Genomic DNA, 14,617 nt, shown 5'->3' with positions numbered 1-14,617 from the left:
CCCGAAGCCGGTGCCCGCCGTGCGCCGCCCGGTGCGGGACGTGCTGCGCGAGGCGCCGTGACGGCCTGCCGGGCTCGCGCGGGTCAGGCGCCCAGCCCGACCCGCGCCGCCGTCGCCAGCTGGTCGGCGCGTTCGTTCATCGGGTCGCCGGAATGGCCGCGCACCCAGCGCCAGTCGATCTCGTGCGGCTGCGCCGCGGCCAGCAGGCGCTGCCACAGCTCGTAGTTCGCCACCGGGTCGCGCGCGCTGTTGCGCCAGTTGTTCCGCACCCAGCCCTTCACCCAGCGCTCCATGCCGTTGCGCACGTATTCGCTGTCGGTGTGCAGGATGACCTTGCAGGGGCGCTTCAGCGCCTCCAGCGCGCTGATCGCGGCGGTCAGCTCCATGCGGTTGTTGGTGGTGGCGGGATCGGCGCCCGACAGCTCCTTCTCCGTCGTGCCGTAGCGCAGGATGGCCGCCCAGCCGCCCGGTCCCGGATTGGGGCGGCAGCCGCCATCGGTCCAGATCTCGACGAGCGGGTCGGTCATCGCGCCGCTCACGCCCCGATCATCTCGGCCGTCTCCGCACGCGCGAAGAAGCGCAGCTTGCGCAGGTATTCCAGCGGGTCCTTGCGGGTCACCAGCGCGCCTGGCGGCGTGTGCGTCCAGTCGTACAGGCGGGTCAGCAGGAAGCGGATCGCCGCGCCGCGGCACAGCACCGGCAGCACCGCGCGCTCCGCCTTCGTCAGCGGGCGCAGCGTCTCGTAGGCGGCAAGCAGCGCGCGCGCCTTGGTCACGTTGAACGACCCGTCCGGCTCGAAGCACCAAGCGTTGAGGCACACGGCGACGTCGTAGGCCAGCAGGTCGGTGCAGGCGAAGTAGAAGTCGATCAGGCCGGAAACCTGCGGCCGCCCCTGCGCGTCGGGCAGGAAGAAGACGTTGTCCGGGAACAGGTCGGCATGGATCTGGCCGTCCGGCAGCGTGCCCACCTTCGGCCAGGCGGCCAGGATGTCGCCGAGATGCCGGTCGAGCTCCGCTACCAGTCCCGGCTGCACCTCGTCGCCGCGGGCGCGGCAGCCCTGCAGCAGCGGCCCCCAGCCCTCCGGGCCGAGCGCGTTCGGCCGATAGACGGGAAAGCCCGCGCCGGCCACGTGCAGCCGCGCCAGTGCCGCGCCCAGCGGCGCCAGGTGCTCGGGCCGAACGCGGCGCGGCCAGACTCCCTCGAGGAAGGTGCAGATCGCCGCCGGCCGGCCGCAGAGATGGCGCAGCGCCTGGCCGTCGCGGCCATCGACCGGGACCGGGCAGGGCACGCCGCGGCGCGCCAGGAACTCCATCAGGTCCAGGAAGTAGGGCAGTTCCTTCGGGTCCACCCGCTTCTCGTAGAGCGTCAGGATGTAGTCGCCGCGTTCGGTGCGCAGCGCGTAGTTGGAATTCTCGACCCCTTCCGCGATGCCGCGGAAGGCCAGAAGGCCGCCGAGCTCGTATTCCGCCAGGAAGGCGCGCAGCGCCTCGTCCGAGACCTCGGTGTAGACCGCCATCCGACCTATTCCGCCGCCATCGCACCGGGGCTGCGGGACAGCGCGGGGGGCAGGCGGAACTCGATCCGCTCCTCCGCCACGCGCACCTCCTCCACCGCCAGGTCGAAGCGGGTGGCGAGGCGGGCGATCACCTCCTGCACCAGGGATTCCGGCGCACTGGCCCCGGCCGTGAGGCCGACCGCGGCGCAGCCATCGGCCACGGCCGGGTCGAGGTCGGCGCCGCGCTGGACCAGGACGGCGCGGCGCGCGCCCGCGCGCTCCGCGACCTCCGCCAGGCGGACGGAGTTCGAGGAATAGGGCGCGCCGACCACGATCACGAGGTCCGCCCCGCGTCCCACCACCGCCTTGACCGCCGCCTGGCGGTTGGAGGTGGCGTAGCAGATGTCGTCCTTCGCCGGCCCGGCGAGGCCCGGGAAGCGTGCGGCCAGCGCCGCCACGATCTCCGCCGTGTCGTCCACCGACAGCGTGGTCTGGCTGGTCCAGGCCAGGGGCAAGCCGGCCGGCGGGGTCACGCTGGCCGCCTGCTCCACGCTCTCCACCAGGGTCACGGCGCCGTCGGGGAGCTGGCCCATGGTGCCGACCACCTCGGGGTGGCCGGCATGACCGATCAGCAGGATGTGGCGGCCGCGGGCATGGTGGCGCTCCGCCTCACGGTGGACCTTGGTGACCAGGGGGCAGGTCGCGTCCAGGGTGAACAGCCGCCGCCGCATCGCCTCCGAGACGACGCCCTTGGCCACGCCATGCGCGCTGAACACCACCGGGCGACCATCGTCCGGGATCTCGTTGAGCTCCTCCACGAAGACCGCGCCGCGGGCGCGGAGGTCGTCCACCACATGCCGGTTGTGGACGATCTCGTGCCGCACATAGACGGGCGCGCCGTGGCGCGAGAGCGCTTCCTCCACGATGCGCACGGCCCGGTCCACGCCGGCGCAGAAGCCGCGTGGGGCAGCGAGCAGGAGGGAAAGCTTCGGCCGGGCGGCGTCCAGGGTCATGGCTTGGGGCATGTCTCGGGCAGGCCGGGCGGGGGTGGCCCGGACCCGGCGGCGATGCGATACCGGAGCGGATGGTGAAGCGCCACCCTACCGGCCGCATCGGGATGCCGGAAGGGCCGGGTGTGCCAGGGGAGAACGGCCGGATGGGCTTCGGGATGCAGATGCGCCGCCAGGGGGCGAGGGCCGGTGCCAAGGCCGGTGCGCTGGGCCTCGCCCTGCTGGTGGCGGCCTGCGGCTCCGGCCCGGCGCCGGGGAGCACCGCGCCCTGCCCGCGCATCGCCATCCTGGCGGAGGGCGCGGACATTACACGTTTCCGCCAGGGCGCCCCGCGCGACCTCACGGCGCAGGTGGTGGACGTCCGCATCTCCGGCTTCGAGGCGACCTGCGACTTCATCGGCCGCGACACGCGCCGCCTGGCCATCCGCGTGACGCCGCGCTTCGACGCCGAGCTGGGCCCGGCGGCGCAGGGCCGCACGGTGGACCTGCCTTGGTTCGTCGCCCTGACCAACCCGGAGGACACCGCCGAGCTGGCCCGTCGAGACGGGATCGCGCGCATGGTCTTTCCGCCCAACGTGCAGCGCACGACCTTCGTTGCCCGGCCCGAGCAGCTGACGCTGACGGTGGAGGAAGGCCGGCGGGCGGCCGAGTACCTGGTGCGGGTGTCGTTGCAGCTGACGCCGGACGAGCTGGCGCAGAACCGCCAGCGCGGGCCGCGTTGAGGCGCCTGCTCTTCCTCACCCACCCGGAGGTCGTGATCGACCCGGCCGTGCCGGTGCCCCGCTGGCACCTGAGGGACAGCGGCATCGCGAAGCTGCGCCGCTTCGCCGCGCATCCCGTCACGGCCGGCCTGACCGCGGCCTGGGCCAGCACGGAATGCAAGGCGATCGAATCGGCCGCCATCCTGGCCGGCGCGCGGGGAATCGGGGTCCGCGTGCGCGAGGACCTGGGCGAGAACGACCGCAGCGCCACCGGCTTCCTGCCGCCGCCGGAGTTCGAGCGCATGGCCGATGCCTTCTTCGGGCGCCCCACGGAGAGCGTACGCGGCTGGGAGCGCGCGGCGGATGCGCAGGCGCGGATCGTCGCCGCGGTGCGCGCGGTGGCGGCCGAGGAGAACGGCGTGGGCGACATCCTGGTGGCGGCGCATGGCGCGGTGGGCGCTCTGCTGCGCGGCCACCTGCTGGGCGCGCCGATCAGCCGCGCGCTGGACCAGCCGTCGCCGGGCTGCTGGTTCGTCGTCGAGTTGCCGGCGTGGCGACTGGCGACGCCGGAGTGGCGGGTGCTGGAGTGAGGTTGCGCCCGCCACGCCGCTGAGTCATACCCGCGCATCCCGCAGATCCCGCGCGGGAGAGAGGTGCCCGGGCTGCAACACCCGCGCACCCGCCGAAGGCGCAACCGGCCCCCGGAAACGCTCAGGCAGAAGGGCCGCGCGGGTAGGGACCTCTGGAAAGCCCACGCTCCGAACGGGGCGCGGCACCGACGGAGTAAGGCGCCGGCTTCCGGCGGGGTGCGTGGCGATGGCCACGTTGCCTCCATGGAATCGCCGCCGAATCTCTCAGGTCACGGGACAGAGGGGGGCCACGGATGACCCGACGCCGATTCCGGCGGCGGGAGCCCTTGGAGGCACCGTGGCGGAACCTGGCGGCGAGTCGCTCCTCGAGACACCCTTGGCCGCGCTGCATCGCGGGCTCGGCGGACGCATGGTGCCCTTCGCGGGCTATGCCATGCCCGTGCAGTACCCCGCCGGCATCATGGCGGAACACCTGCACTGCCGCAGCGCCGCGGCGCTGTTCGACGTCTCCCACATGGGCCAGGCGGAACTGGTCGGAGCCGGAGGCACGGCAGATGCGGCGAAGGCGCTGGAGCTGCTGACGCCGGCCGACGTGCAGGGGCTGAAGCCCGGCCGCCAGCGCTACGGCCTGCTGACGACCATGGCCGGCGGCATCTTCGACGACTTCATGGTGGCCAATCTCGGCGACCGGCTGTTCCTGGTGGTGAATGCCAGCCGCAAGGCCGAGGATTTCGCGCTGATCGAGGCCGCGCTGCCGGCCGGCGTCGCGCTGCGTCCCCTGCCCGACCGCGCCCTGCTGGCGCTGCAGGGCCCGCAGGCCGTCGCCGCCATCGCGACCCTCGCCCCCGGCATCGCCGCCCTGCCCTTCATGGGCATCGGCACCTTCGACATCGCCGGCACGCCCGCCATCGTCAGCCGGTCCGGCTACACCGGCGAGGACGGGGTGGAGATGTCCGTCCCGGCCGACCGGGCGGAGAGCTTCGCGCGTGCGCTGCTCGCGCTGGCCGGCGTCGCCCCGGCCGGGCTCGGCGCGCGGGACTCGCTGCGGTTGGAGGCCGGGCTCTGCCTCTACGGCAACGACATCGACGAGACGACGAGCCCGGTCGAGGCCAACCTGGTCTGGACCATCGGCAAGCGCCGCCGGACCGAATGGAACTTCCCGGGGGCGGAGCGCGTGCGCGAGGAACTGGACGGCGGCGCGAAGCGCCTGCGCGTCGGCATCCGGCCGGAAGGCCGCCAGCCCGCGCGGGCGCATACGGAAGTGCAGGCCGGCGGCACCCCGATCGGCGAGGTCACCTCCGGCGGCTTCGGCCCGTCCGTCAACGGGCCGGTCGCCATGGGCTACGTCGCGCGCGAGCACGCGGCCGACGGCACACCGCTCGAACTCATGGTGCGCGGCAAGCCGATCCCGGCGCGCGTCGCGCCGCTGCCCTTCACACCCCACCGCTACGCCCGCTGAGGAGTCCCGACCCATGGCAGACCTGCGTTTCACCAAGGACCATGAATGGATCCGCCTGGAGGGCGACGTCGCGACGGTCGGCATCACCGACCATGCGCAGACCGCGCTCGGCGACGTGGTCTTCGTGGACCTGCCCGAGGCCGGGCGCGAGGTCAGCGCCGGCGAGGCGATCGCGGTGGTGGAGAGTGTGAAGGCGGCGTCCGACGTCTATGCGCCGGTGGCCGGCCGGATCGTGGAGTCCAACGCGGCCCTCGCCGAGAACCCCGCGCTGATCAATTCCTCCCCGACCGGGGAAGGCTGGTTCTTCCGGCTGCAGGGCGTGGACGCGGCCGCCGTGGCGGCGCTGATGGACGAGGCCGCCTACGCCGCCTTCCTGGAAACCGTGGCATGAGCGCGCTGACCGACCTCGCTGCCCTCGAGGATCATGGCGAGTTCATCCGCCGCCACATCGGCCCCTCCGAGGCCGAGATCGCGGCGATGCTGCGCGAGGTGGGCGCGGAGAGCCTGGCCGGGCTGGCGGAGAAGACGGTGCCGGCGAGCATCCGCGAGGGCTTCCGCGCCACCCTGCCGGACGCGGTGAACGAGGCCGAGGCGATTGCGGAGCTGCGCGCGCTGGCCGCGCGCAACCGCGCCGACATCAAGTCGCTGATCGGCCTGGGCTACCACGGCACGCTGACCCCGCCGGTGATCCTGCGCAACGTGCTGGAGAACCCGGGCTGGTACACGGCCTACACGCCCTACCAGGCGGAGATCGCGCAGGGCCGGCTGGAGGCGCTGCTGAACTTCCAGACCATGGTGACCGACCTGACCGGCCTGCCGGTCGCCAATGCCTCGCTGCTGGACGAGGCGACGGCGGCGGCGGAGGCGATGGCGCTGGCGCATGCCGCCACCCGGGGGAAGTCCGACACCATCGTGCTGGCCGCGGACGTGCTGCCGCAGACCATCGCCGTCGTGCGCACCCGCGCCGAGCCGCTGGGCCTCAAGGTCGTGGTCGCCGCGCCGCGGGACGTCGCCGCCACGGTCGCCGCAGAGAAGCCCTTCGCGCTGGTGCTGCAGTATCCCGGCGCGACCGGCGAGGTGCGCGACCTGCGCGCGGAGATCGCCGCGGTGCAGGCCGTGGGCGGCCTCGCGGTCGTGGCGGCCGACCCGCTGTCGCTCGTGCTGCTGACGCCGCCGGGCGAGATGGGCGCCGACGTCGTCGTCGGCTCCACCCAGCGCTTCGGCGTGCCGATGGGCTATGGCGGGCCGCATGCCGCCTACATGGCGGTCAAGGACACCTACAAGCGGCTGATGCCCGGGCGGCTGGTCGGCGTGAGTGTGGACGCGGCCGGGGCGCCGGCCATGCGCCTCGCGCTGCAGACGCGCGAGCAGCATATCCGGCGGGAGAAGGCGACCTCCAACATCTGCACCGCGCAGGTGCTGCTGGCCGTCATGGCCAGCATGTATGCGGTGTGGCACGGGCCGGAGGGGCTGAAGCGCATCGCGCGCCGCGTCGCGCTGCAGGCGCGCCTGCTCGCCGGCGCGGCGAAGGCGGCGGGACTTTCCGTGCGCCATGACGCCTTCTTCGACACCGTCGCGATCGAGGCCGGCGACAAGGCCGATGCGCTGGTCGCCGCAGCGCTGAAGCGCGGCTTCAACCTGGCGCGGCATGCGGATGGCGTGGTCGGCATCGCGCTGGACGAGACGGTGACGCGCAAGGACCTGGCGCAGCTCGTCGCCGCCATCGCGGAGGCGACGCGCACCGCCGCGCAGCCGCTGGACGGGATCGCGCCGCTGGGCGGCCTGCCCGCGGCGCTGGCGCGGCAGAGCGGCTTCTGCACGGCGAGCGTGTTCAACACGCACCACGCCGAGCATGCGATGCTCCGCTACCTCAAGAGCCTGGAGGACAAGGACGTTGCGCTGAACCGCAGCATGATCCCGCTGGGATCCTGCACGATGAAGCTGAACGCGACGGCCGAGATGATCCCGGTAACCTTCCCGGGCTTCGGCGCCATCCATCCCTTCGCGCCGGTGGACCAGGCCGAGGGGTACATCGAGATGATCCGGCGGCTGGAATCCTGGCTCGCCACGGTCACCGGCTTCGCCGCCGTCTCGCTGCAGCCCAACGCCGGCAGCCAGGGCGAGTATGCCGGGCTGCTGGCGATCCGCGCGTACCACCATGCGCGCGGCGAGGCGCATCGCGACGTCTGCCTGATCCCCTCCTCCGCGCATGGGACCAACCCGGCCTCCGCCGTGATGGCGGGGATGAAGGTGGTGGTCGTGGGCTGCGACCGCGACGGCAACGTGGACCTCGACGACCTGCGCGCGAAGGCCGACCAGCACGCGGCGAAGCTCTCGGCGCTGATGGTGACCTACCCCTCCACCCACGGCGTGTTCGAGACGGAGATCCGCGCGATCTGCGAACTGATCCACGCGCGCGGCGGGCAGGTGTACATGGACGGCGCGAACATGAACGCGCAGGTCGGCCTGACCAGCCCGGCGGCAATCGGCGCCGACGTGTGCCACCTGAACCTGCACAAGACCTTCTGCATCCCGCATGGCGGCGGCGGCCCGGGTGTGGGGCCCATCGGCGTCGCCGCACATCTGGCGCCGCACCTGCCGAACCACCCGATGGTCGCCGAGGCCGGCCCGGCGACGGGCTTCGGCCCGGTCAGCGCGGCGCCCTTCGGCAGCGCGTCGATCCTGCCGATCTCCTACGCCTATATCCGCATGATGGGCCCGGAGGGCCTGACGCGCGCGACGGAGGTCGCGATCCTCAACGCGAACTACATCGCCGCGCGGCTCGCGCCGCACTTCCCCATCCTGTATCGCGGCGCGAACGGGATGGTGGCGCATGAGTGCATCCTGGACTGCCGCGGCTTCCAGCAGAATGGCGGCGCGACGGTGGAGGACATCGCCAAGCGCCTGCAGGATTTCGGCTTCCACGCGCCGACCATGTCCTGGCCGGTCGCCGGCACGCTGATGGTCGAGCCCACCGAGTCCGAGACCAAGGGCGAACTGGACCGCTTCATCGAGGCGATGATCGCGATCCGCGGCGAGATCCGGGCGATCGAGCAGGGCCGGGCGGACAAGGCGGACAATCCGCTGAAGAACGCGCCGCACACCGCGGCCGAAGTGATGGCGGACGGCTGGTCGCATGCCTATACGCGCCAGCAGGCCGCCTTCCCCCTGCCCTGGGTCGCGGCGCGGAAATACTGGCCGCCGGTGAAGCGCGTGGACAACGTCCACGGCGACCGTCACCTGGTCTGCACCTGCGCGCCGCTGGAGGCCTACGCCCAGGCAGCGGAGTGAGGGACGGCGCGGCGCGCGCCCGCGGGCCGCGCCGCTGCCGACCGGGCTTCGTCGCAGTCCCGGCGCGTCAGCCGTCCACCGTGCGGTTCACCAGCGAGACCAGGCGTTCGAACAGCTTGGTCAGCTGGGAATCGAAGGGGTCGAAGGCGACCACGAGAGCGGTGATCATGCAGCCGGCGATGACGCCGTATTCCAGCGTCGTCACGGCGCGGCGGTCACGCAGCATGGCATGCAGGGCGGGCAGCGGCACGTCTCCCTCCGGCCGTTGAGCCTACGGAGGGAGAGGTAACCCGGGCGCTCCTGCAGCCGCAACCGCGACGCAGACCGGCGGGCACGGCCCGCCAGCGCGATCCTTACATAATCGAACCGGCCACCCCGACCATGCGCTGGAACAGAGGTTCGAGACGCGCGACGAAGCCGGACAGGGCGGCGGAGGCGCCAAGCGCGACCAAGGCCGCGACGAGGCTGTATTCCAGGCTCGTGACCCCCCGACGGTCCCCCAGGGTTGCCGCGAGGCTGGCGGTGCAAGGTCCACGCATGTCGGTTCCCACTTCCTGACGGTTCCTGACACCGACACGATACGCATGCCGCGCGATACATACAATGAAAAAGTTCTTCTTTTTTCGTCGCCTGCGAGCAGCCCAAACGTCTCATTTTACGTGACACGCGAAGATTGCGCTCCGGGCCGCCATACCGGGCCCGACCTTGTCTCCCACCCCGGCCGGGGCGAGGCTCGGCGCATGGCACCACCCTCCCCCTGGACCGTCCTCGGCAGCCGCACGCTGATCGAGGATCGCTGGATCCGGCTGCGCGCCGACCGGCTGCGCACCGCCGCCGGCGTGGAGATCTCGCCCTGGTACGTGCTGGACTATCCGGACTGGGTGGTGGTTGTGCCGGTGACCGACGACGACCGGCTGGTGCTGGTGCGCCAGTGGCGCCACGCCGCGCAGGCCTGGTGCCTGGAACTGCCCGGCGGCGTGATGGACCCCGGGGATGCCGACCCGACCGAGACCGCCCGGCGCGAATTGCTGGAGGAGACCGGCCACGCGGCGCGCGCGTGGCGCCCGCTCTTCGCCAGCTTCCCGAACCCCGCGATCCAGACCAACCGGCTGCATGTCGTGCTGGCCACCGGGGTCGCGCTGGCCGCGCCGGTCGCGCATGAGGATGGCGAGCAGATCGAGGTGCACTGCCCCCGGGTGGAGGAGGTGCTGGCCGGCATCGGCCAGGGCATGATCGGCCAGGCCATGCACGTCGGCGCGCTGATCGCCGGCCTGGCCGCCACGGGGAGGATCCGTCTGTGAGCGACCTGCGTATCGTCCCGCTGCATGCGCGGCACCGCGAGGATTGGGAACGGCTCTATGCCGGCTACGCCGAGTTCTACCGCGTCACGCAGACGGAGGAGATGCGCGCGACGGTCTGGGGCTGGATCATGGACCCCGGCCATGAGGTGAAGGCCCTGGTGGCGGAGGATGCGGCCGGCCGCGCCATAGGCCTGGCGCATTACCGCCCCTTCGCGCGGCCGCTCTCGGCCAGCATCGGCGGCTTCCTGGACGATCTGTTCGTCGCGCCGGAGGCGCGCGGGCGGCGCGTGGCGGATACGCTGATCGAGGCGGTGGCCGCGGAAGGCCGGCGGCGCGGCTGGAGCGTGATCCGCTGGATCACCGCGGACGACAACTACCGCGGCCGCGGCGTCTACGACCGGCTGGCGACGCGGACCATGTGGATCACCTACGACCGGAAGCTGCCCTGACGGCGCTTGCACCGCACCGGCCCGCATGGGCATGCTCCTGCAACAAGCGCCGCCAGGGCGCGCATGGAAAGGGGAGGAGCAGGCCATGCATCGCAGGACCCTGATCGGGACGGCGCTCGCCGCACCCGCGCTTCTGGGCCGCGCCGCGCAAGCGCAGACGCGGCTGCGCTGGGCGCATGTCTACGAGACCAACGAGCCCTACCACACCGAGGCGCTGTGGGCCGCGCAGCAGATCCAGCAGCGCACGAACAACCGCTGGGCGATCGAGGTCTTCCCGGCCAGCGCGCTGGGCAACGAGCCGACGATCAACCAGGGCCTGGCACTCGGCACGGTGGACATGATCTACACCGGCGCGTCCTTCGCCGGCGCCACCTTCCGGCCGATCGCGGTGAGCAACGCGCCCTACGTGTTCCGCGACTACGCGCACTTCATGGGCTATCGCGACAGCGAACTGCTGCGCGAGATGTTCGCCGGCTACAACCGCCAGTCCGGCCACAGCGCGCTGGCGCTGACCTACTACGGGGAGCGGCACGTCACCGCGAACCGCTCCATCATGCGGCCGGAGGACATGCGGGGCATGAAGCTGCGCGTGCCGCAGGCGCCGCTCTACCTGATGTTCACCCGCAGCGTCGGCGCCAACGCCACGCCGATCGCCTTCGCCGAGGTCTACCTGGCGCTGCAGCAGGGCACGGTGGACGGGCAGGAGAACCCGCTGCCGACCATCCAGGCCAAGAAGTTCTACGAGGTGCAGAGCCACATCTCGCTGACGGCGCACATCACCGAAAGCCTGCTCACCATCGTCTCCGGCAACACCTGGCGGCGGCTGAACGATGCCGACAAGGCGACCTTCCAGCAGGTGCTGAAGGAGGCCGCCGACCGCGCGACGGCGGAGATCCGCCGCCAGGAGCAGGCGCTTCCGGCCTGGTTCGAGCAGCAGGGCAAGACCGTGCAGCGCCCGGACCGCGCGGCGTTCCGCGCCGCGGCCGTGCCGCTGCACAACGACGCCGCGGCCGGCGCAGGCTGGACGCGGGAGCAGTACGATCGCCTGCAGGCGATCGGCAGCCGCCCGGGCTGAGCCGAGGACGGCGGGGGCCGCGTCGCGCGGCCCCCTACCCCACCACGATCGGCGTGAAGGCCTGGCGCGCCGCGATGGCCTTCCAGTCCCAGGCGATGCCGTTGCCCGGCTGATCCGGCGGCGCGGCGAAGCCGTCGCGCACCGTGACGCGGCTGGTCGCCAGGTCGTCGAGCTGCGGGATGTGCTCCAGCCAGGCGCCGTTCGGCACGGCGCAGACCAGCGGCAGGTGCAGCTCCATCAGGAAGTGCGGGCAGACCGGCACGTTGAATGTCTCGGCCAAGTGCGCGACCTTCAGCCAGGGCGTGATGCCGCCGATGCGCGCCACGTCCACCTGCACGACGGAGCAGGCGCCCCGCGCCAGGTAGTCGCGGAACTGCGCCGGATGATAGAGACTCTCGCCCACTGCGACCGGGATCCGCGTGGCGGCGGACAGCCGCACATGGCCCTCCACGTCCTCCGCCGGCAGCGGCTCCTCGTACCAGGCCAGGTCCAGGCCCGCGGCCTCGAAGGCGCCGGCGCGGCGGATCGCCTCCGCCACGGTGAAGCCCTGGTTGGCGTCCGTCATCACCTGGAAGGCGTCGCCGACCGCCGCGCGCACGGCCGACAGCCGCGCCACATCCTCCTGCAGGCGCGGCCGGCCGACCTTGATCTTGGTACCGGCGAAGCCCGCGGCCACCGCGGCCTCCGCCTCCGCGACCAGTTCGGCCTCGTCGATGTGCAGCCAGCCGCCTTCGGTCGTGTAGACTGCGATGCGCGGCTGCGCGCCGCCGGCCAGCAGGTGCAGCGGCCGCGCCAGCTTCACGCCGCGAAGGTCCCACAGCGCGGTGTCGATGGCCGCCAGCGACAGCGCCGTCAGCGGCCCGACGGAGAGCGCGTGAGTCGCCATGAACAGGTCGCGCCAGATCGCCTCGATCGCATCCGCCTCGCGCCCGATCAGCATCGGCACCAGGTGGTCGCGCAGCAGCGCCACCACCGAGGATCCGCCCTGTCCGATGGTGTAGGTGTAGCCCGTGCCGGTCGCGCCATCCGCGTCGGTGATGCGCAGGATCGGCGTCTCCTGCGAGACGAAGGACTGGATCGCGTCGCTGCGCACGACCTTGGGCTTGAGGTCCACCATGAGGATCTCGACCCGCGTGATTCTGGACATCTGTTCATTCCACCCTGTGCTTCCGGCGATGGTAGCGTCCCGCGCGAATGACGGGAGGGGTGCGCTTGAACAGGCCGGCCGGGGATGACGAGGACCTCTTCGTCGAGCTGACGCGCGAGGAGGCCGAGGCACCCGAGCCGCCCGCGGACATGGCGCCGGAGGACTGGCTGACCTTCGCGCTGTTCTGGGCGCTGGCGGGCGTCGTCTTCCTGCAGTTCTTCAGCCGCTACGTGCTGAACGACAGCATCGCCTGGACCGAGGAGATCGCGCGCTACATGCTGATGGCGCTGGCCTTCTGCGGCAGCGCGATGGCGGCGCGGCGCGGCACCCACATCACCGTGGAGTTCCTGCCCAACATGCTGCCGCCCGGCGCGCGGCGCTGGGTGCACCTCGCCGCGGCCGGCATCGCCATCGCCTTCTACGCCATCTCCGTCTGGCTCTGCTGGCAGGTGGCGGAGGCGATGCGCTTCCAGCCCATGGTCGTGATCGACTGGCCGCTGGCCTATGTCTACTGGGCGATCCTGTTCGGCCTGGTGCTGACCACCATCCGCGCCGCGCTCGCCGCCATCGCGCGCTTCCGCGCCGGTGAGCCGGAGGCGGCCGATCCCACCGCCGGCGTGCACATCTAGGCGCCGCGGATGACCTGGATCCTGTTCGTCGGCTTCCTCGGCCTGCTGCTGGCCGGCGTCCCGGTGGCGGTGGCGCTCGGGGCCGGCTCGCTGATCTATGTCTGGTTCGACCAGTCCGTGCCGCCGCTGGTGGTGCTGCACCGGATGGCTTCGGGCATCGACAGCTTCCCGCTGCTGGCGATCCCCTTCTTCGTCATGTCCGGCAGCCTGATGAACAGCGCCGGCATCACGGAGCGCATCTACAGCTTCGCCACCGCCCTCGTCGGCTGGCTGAAGGGCGGGCTGGGCCATGTGAACGTCACCGGCAGCGTGATCTTCGCGGGCATGTCGGGCACCGCCGTCGCGGATGCCGGCGGGCTCGGCAACATCGAGATCCGCGCGATGCGCGACCACGGCTATCCGCTGCCCTTCGCGGTCGGGCTGACCGGCGCGTCCTCCACCATCGGGCCGATCATCCCGCCATCATTGCCGCTGGTGATCTACGGCGTGATGGCCAATGCCTCGGTCGGGCAGCTCTTCGCCGCCGGGCTGATCCCCGGGCTGCTGATGGCCGCCGTGCTGATGATGTGGGTGGCCTTCGTCGCGCATCGCCGCGGCTTCGACCGGGACGCGGAGTTCCGCTGGGCACGGCTCGGCCACACCTTCAAGCGCGCCTTCCTGCCGCTGATGACGCCGGTGCTGCTGGTCGGCGGCATGACGTCGGGCGCCTTCACGCCGACCGAGGCCGCGATCGCGGCGACCTTCTACGCGCTTTTCCTCGGCGTCGTCGTCTACCGCACGCTCTCCTGGCGCGGCCTTCTGCGCGTCACGATGGAGACGGTGGAGACGACGGCCGTGGTGCTGCTGATCGTCGCCGGCGCCTCGATCTTCGGCTGGCTCATCACCACGACCCGCGTGACCGAGGACGTCGCGGCGATGGTGCTGAACATCACGCGCGAGCCCTGGGTGGTGCTGCTGCTGGTCAACCTCTTCCTGCTGGTGGTGGGCTGCTTCCTCGAGACGGTGGCCGCCATCACCATCCTGGTGCCCGTGCTGCTGCCCCTGATGGTGGAGATCGGCGTCGATCCCGTGCATTTCGGGATCGTCATGGTGTTGAACCTGATGATCGGCCTGCTGACGCCGCCGGTCGGCATGGTGCTCTACATCCTGGCGCGCGTCTCGGGCCTCACCTTCGAACAGACGACGAAGGCCTGCGCGCCCTTCCTCATCCCGCTCTTCATCTGCCTGGGGCTGGTCACCTACTGGCCCGGGATGGTGCTCTGGCTGCCGACGCTGATCTATCGTTGAACGCGGCGCGGCGCTTGTGCCGCCGGATTGGCGACGCAAGTTTCGTGGCATGGCCGACCCCGCACGCCGCGCCCTGCTCGCCCTGCTCGCCACCCCCGCAGTCGTGCGGGCGGCCACGCCCGCGGCTGCGCTGGCCGGCACGTGGCGGGACGCGGCGCGCGGCCGCGACATCCCGGTGCTGCT

Annotated in this window: 15 protein-coding genes and 2 riboswitches; of the genes, 10 read left to right on the top strand and 5 right to left on the bottom strand. The window is 72.0% G+C overall.

Features of this window, described 5'->3' with window-relative positions; all coding sequences use genetic code 11:
- Window positions 1-83: 83 nt before the first annotated feature.
- Genes rnhA through ispH form a run of 3 tightly spaced genes read right to left on the bottom strand, consistent with a single transcriptional unit; the run spans window position 84 to window position 2,508 of the window.
- Window positions 84-527 carry a ribonuclease HI gene (gene rnhA / locus OZN99_RS12630; protein WP_270935599.1) on the bottom strand — a complete coding sequence of 148 codons (444 nt, stop codon included), beginning with the start codon at window positions 525-527 and terminating at the stop codon, window positions 84-86.
- Between the two features lie 8 nt (window positions 528-535).
- A complete protein-coding gene (locus OZN99_RS12625; protein ID WP_270935598.1) occupies window positions 536-1,516 on the bottom strand; it encodes a homoserine kinase in 981 nt (326 codons plus the stop codon).
- 5 nt (window positions 1,517-1,521) lie between these two features.
- The gene (gene ispH, locus OZN99_RS12620) at window positions 1,522-2,508 is read right to left on the bottom strand and encodes a 4-hydroxy-3-methylbut-2-enyl diphosphate reductase (RefSeq protein ID WP_270935597.1); all 987 of its coding nucleotides are present in this window, start codon (window positions 2,506-2,508) and stop codon (window positions 1,522-1,524) included.
- Window positions 2,509-2,651: 143 nt separating this feature from the next.
- On the opposite strand from ispH, the gene OZN99_RS12615 reads away from it, so the two are divergent.
- From OZN99_RS12615 to gcvP, 5 genes are all read left to right on the top strand, one after another.
- Window positions 2,652-3,227, top strand: a complete 576-nt coding sequence (locus tag OZN99_RS12615) for a hypothetical protein (RefSeq protein ID WP_270935596.1) — start codon at window positions 2,652-2,654, stop codon at window positions 3,225-3,227.
- A complete protein-coding gene (locus OZN99_RS12610; protein ID WP_270935595.1) occupies window positions 3,224-3,796 on the top strand; it encodes a histidine phosphatase family protein in 573 nt (190 codons plus the stop codon). Before OZN99_RS12615 ends, OZN99_RS12610 begins: the two co-directional genes overlap by 4 nt.
- A 43-nt stretch (window positions 3,797-3,839) precedes the next feature.
- Window positions 3,840-3,943: riboswitch (glycine riboswitch) on the top strand.
- Between the two features lie 2 nt (window positions 3,944-3,945).
- Window positions 3,946-4,079, top strand: a riboswitch (glycine riboswitch).
- Window positions 4,080-4,133: 54 nt separating this feature from the next.
- Window positions 4,134-5,255, top strand: coding sequence for a glycine cleavage system aminomethyltransferase GcvT (gene gcvT, locus OZN99_RS12605; RefSeq protein ID WP_270935594.1), 1,122 nt, complete (start codon window positions 4,134-4,136; stop codon window positions 5,253-5,255).
- A gap of 13 nt (window positions 5,256-5,268) precedes the next feature.
- Entirely contained in the window at window positions 5,269-5,646 is a 378-nt protein-coding gene (gcvH, locus tag OZN99_RS12600) for a glycine cleavage system protein GcvH (RefSeq protein WP_270935593.1), read from the top strand.
- Window positions 5,643-8,546, top strand: a complete 2,904-nt coding sequence (gene gcvP, locus OZN99_RS12595) for an aminomethyl-transferring glycine dehydrogenase (protein ID WP_270935592.1) — start codon at window positions 5,643-5,645, stop codon at window positions 8,544-8,546. Before gcvH ends, gcvP begins: the two co-directional genes overlap by 4 nt.
- Before the next feature lie 67 nt (window positions 8,547-8,613).
- On the opposite strand, the gene OZN99_RS12590 is transcribed toward gcvP, so the two are convergent.
- The gene (locus OZN99_RS12590; RefSeq protein WP_270935591.1) at window positions 8,614-8,796 is read right to left on the bottom strand and encodes a Flp family type IVb pilin; all 183 of its coding nucleotides are present in this window, start codon (window positions 8,794-8,796) and stop codon (window positions 8,614-8,616) included.
- Between the two features lie 490 nt (window positions 8,797-9,286).
- Between OZN99_RS12590 and OZN99_RS12585 the strand changes: the two genes are divergently transcribed.
- The 3 genes from OZN99_RS12585 (at window position 9,287) to OZN99_RS12575 (ending at window position 11,371) form a co-directional block, all read left to right on the top strand.
- Entirely contained in the window at window positions 9,287-9,847 is a 561-nt protein-coding gene (locus OZN99_RS12585) for an NUDIX hydrolase (RefSeq protein WP_270935590.1), read from the top strand.
- The gene (locus tag OZN99_RS12580) at window positions 9,844-10,296 is read left to right on the top strand and encodes a GNAT family N-acetyltransferase (protein ID WP_270935589.1); all 453 of its coding nucleotides are present in this window, start codon (window positions 9,844-9,846) and stop codon (window positions 10,294-10,296) included. The genes OZN99_RS12585 and OZN99_RS12580 overlap by 4 nt, the downstream gene beginning before the upstream one ends.
- 85 nt (window positions 10,297-10,381) lie before the next feature.
- Complete coding sequence (locus tag OZN99_RS12575) at window positions 10,382-11,371, top strand: sialic acid TRAP transporter substrate-binding protein SiaP (RefSeq protein WP_270935588.1); 990 nt, start codon at window positions 10,382-10,384, stop codon at window positions 11,369-11,371.
- Between the two features lie 34 nt (window positions 11,372-11,405).
- Here OZN99_RS12575 and OZN99_RS12570 read toward each other — a convergent pair whose 3' ends face one another.
- Entirely contained in the window at window positions 11,406-12,518 is a 1,113-nt protein-coding gene (locus tag OZN99_RS12570) for a mandelate racemase/muconate lactonizing enzyme family protein (RefSeq protein WP_270935587.1), read from the bottom strand.
- A 65-nt stretch (window positions 12,519-12,583) separates the two neighbouring features.
- Between OZN99_RS12570 and OZN99_RS12565 the strand changes: the two genes are divergently transcribed.
- Both OZN99_RS12565 and OZN99_RS12560 read left to right on the top strand, forming a co-directional pair.
- Window positions 12,584-13,147: a TRAP transporter small permease gene (locus OZN99_RS12565; RefSeq protein WP_270935586.1), complete on the top strand. Its 564-nt coding sequence runs from the start codon at window positions 12,584-12,586 to the stop codon at window positions 13,145-13,147.
- Window positions 13,148-13,156: 9 nt separating this feature from the next.
- Window positions 13,157-14,434 (top strand): TRAP transporter large permease, encoded by a 1,278-nt coding sequence (locus OZN99_RS12560; RefSeq protein WP_270935585.1) that lies wholly within the window; start codon window positions 13,157-13,159, stop codon window positions 14,432-14,434.
- Window positions 14,435-14,617: the final 183 nt, after the last annotated feature.

This window comes from Falsiroseomonas oryzae (genome assembly GCF_027856955.1).
In the GTDB taxonomy this organism is placed as follows: Bacteria; Pseudomonadota; Alphaproteobacteria; order Acetobacterales; family Acetobacteraceae; genus Falsiroseomonas; species Falsiroseomonas oryzae.
Note: the sequence above shows the minus strand (reverse complement) of the source record. Positions and strands in the feature narration are given on the sequence as shown.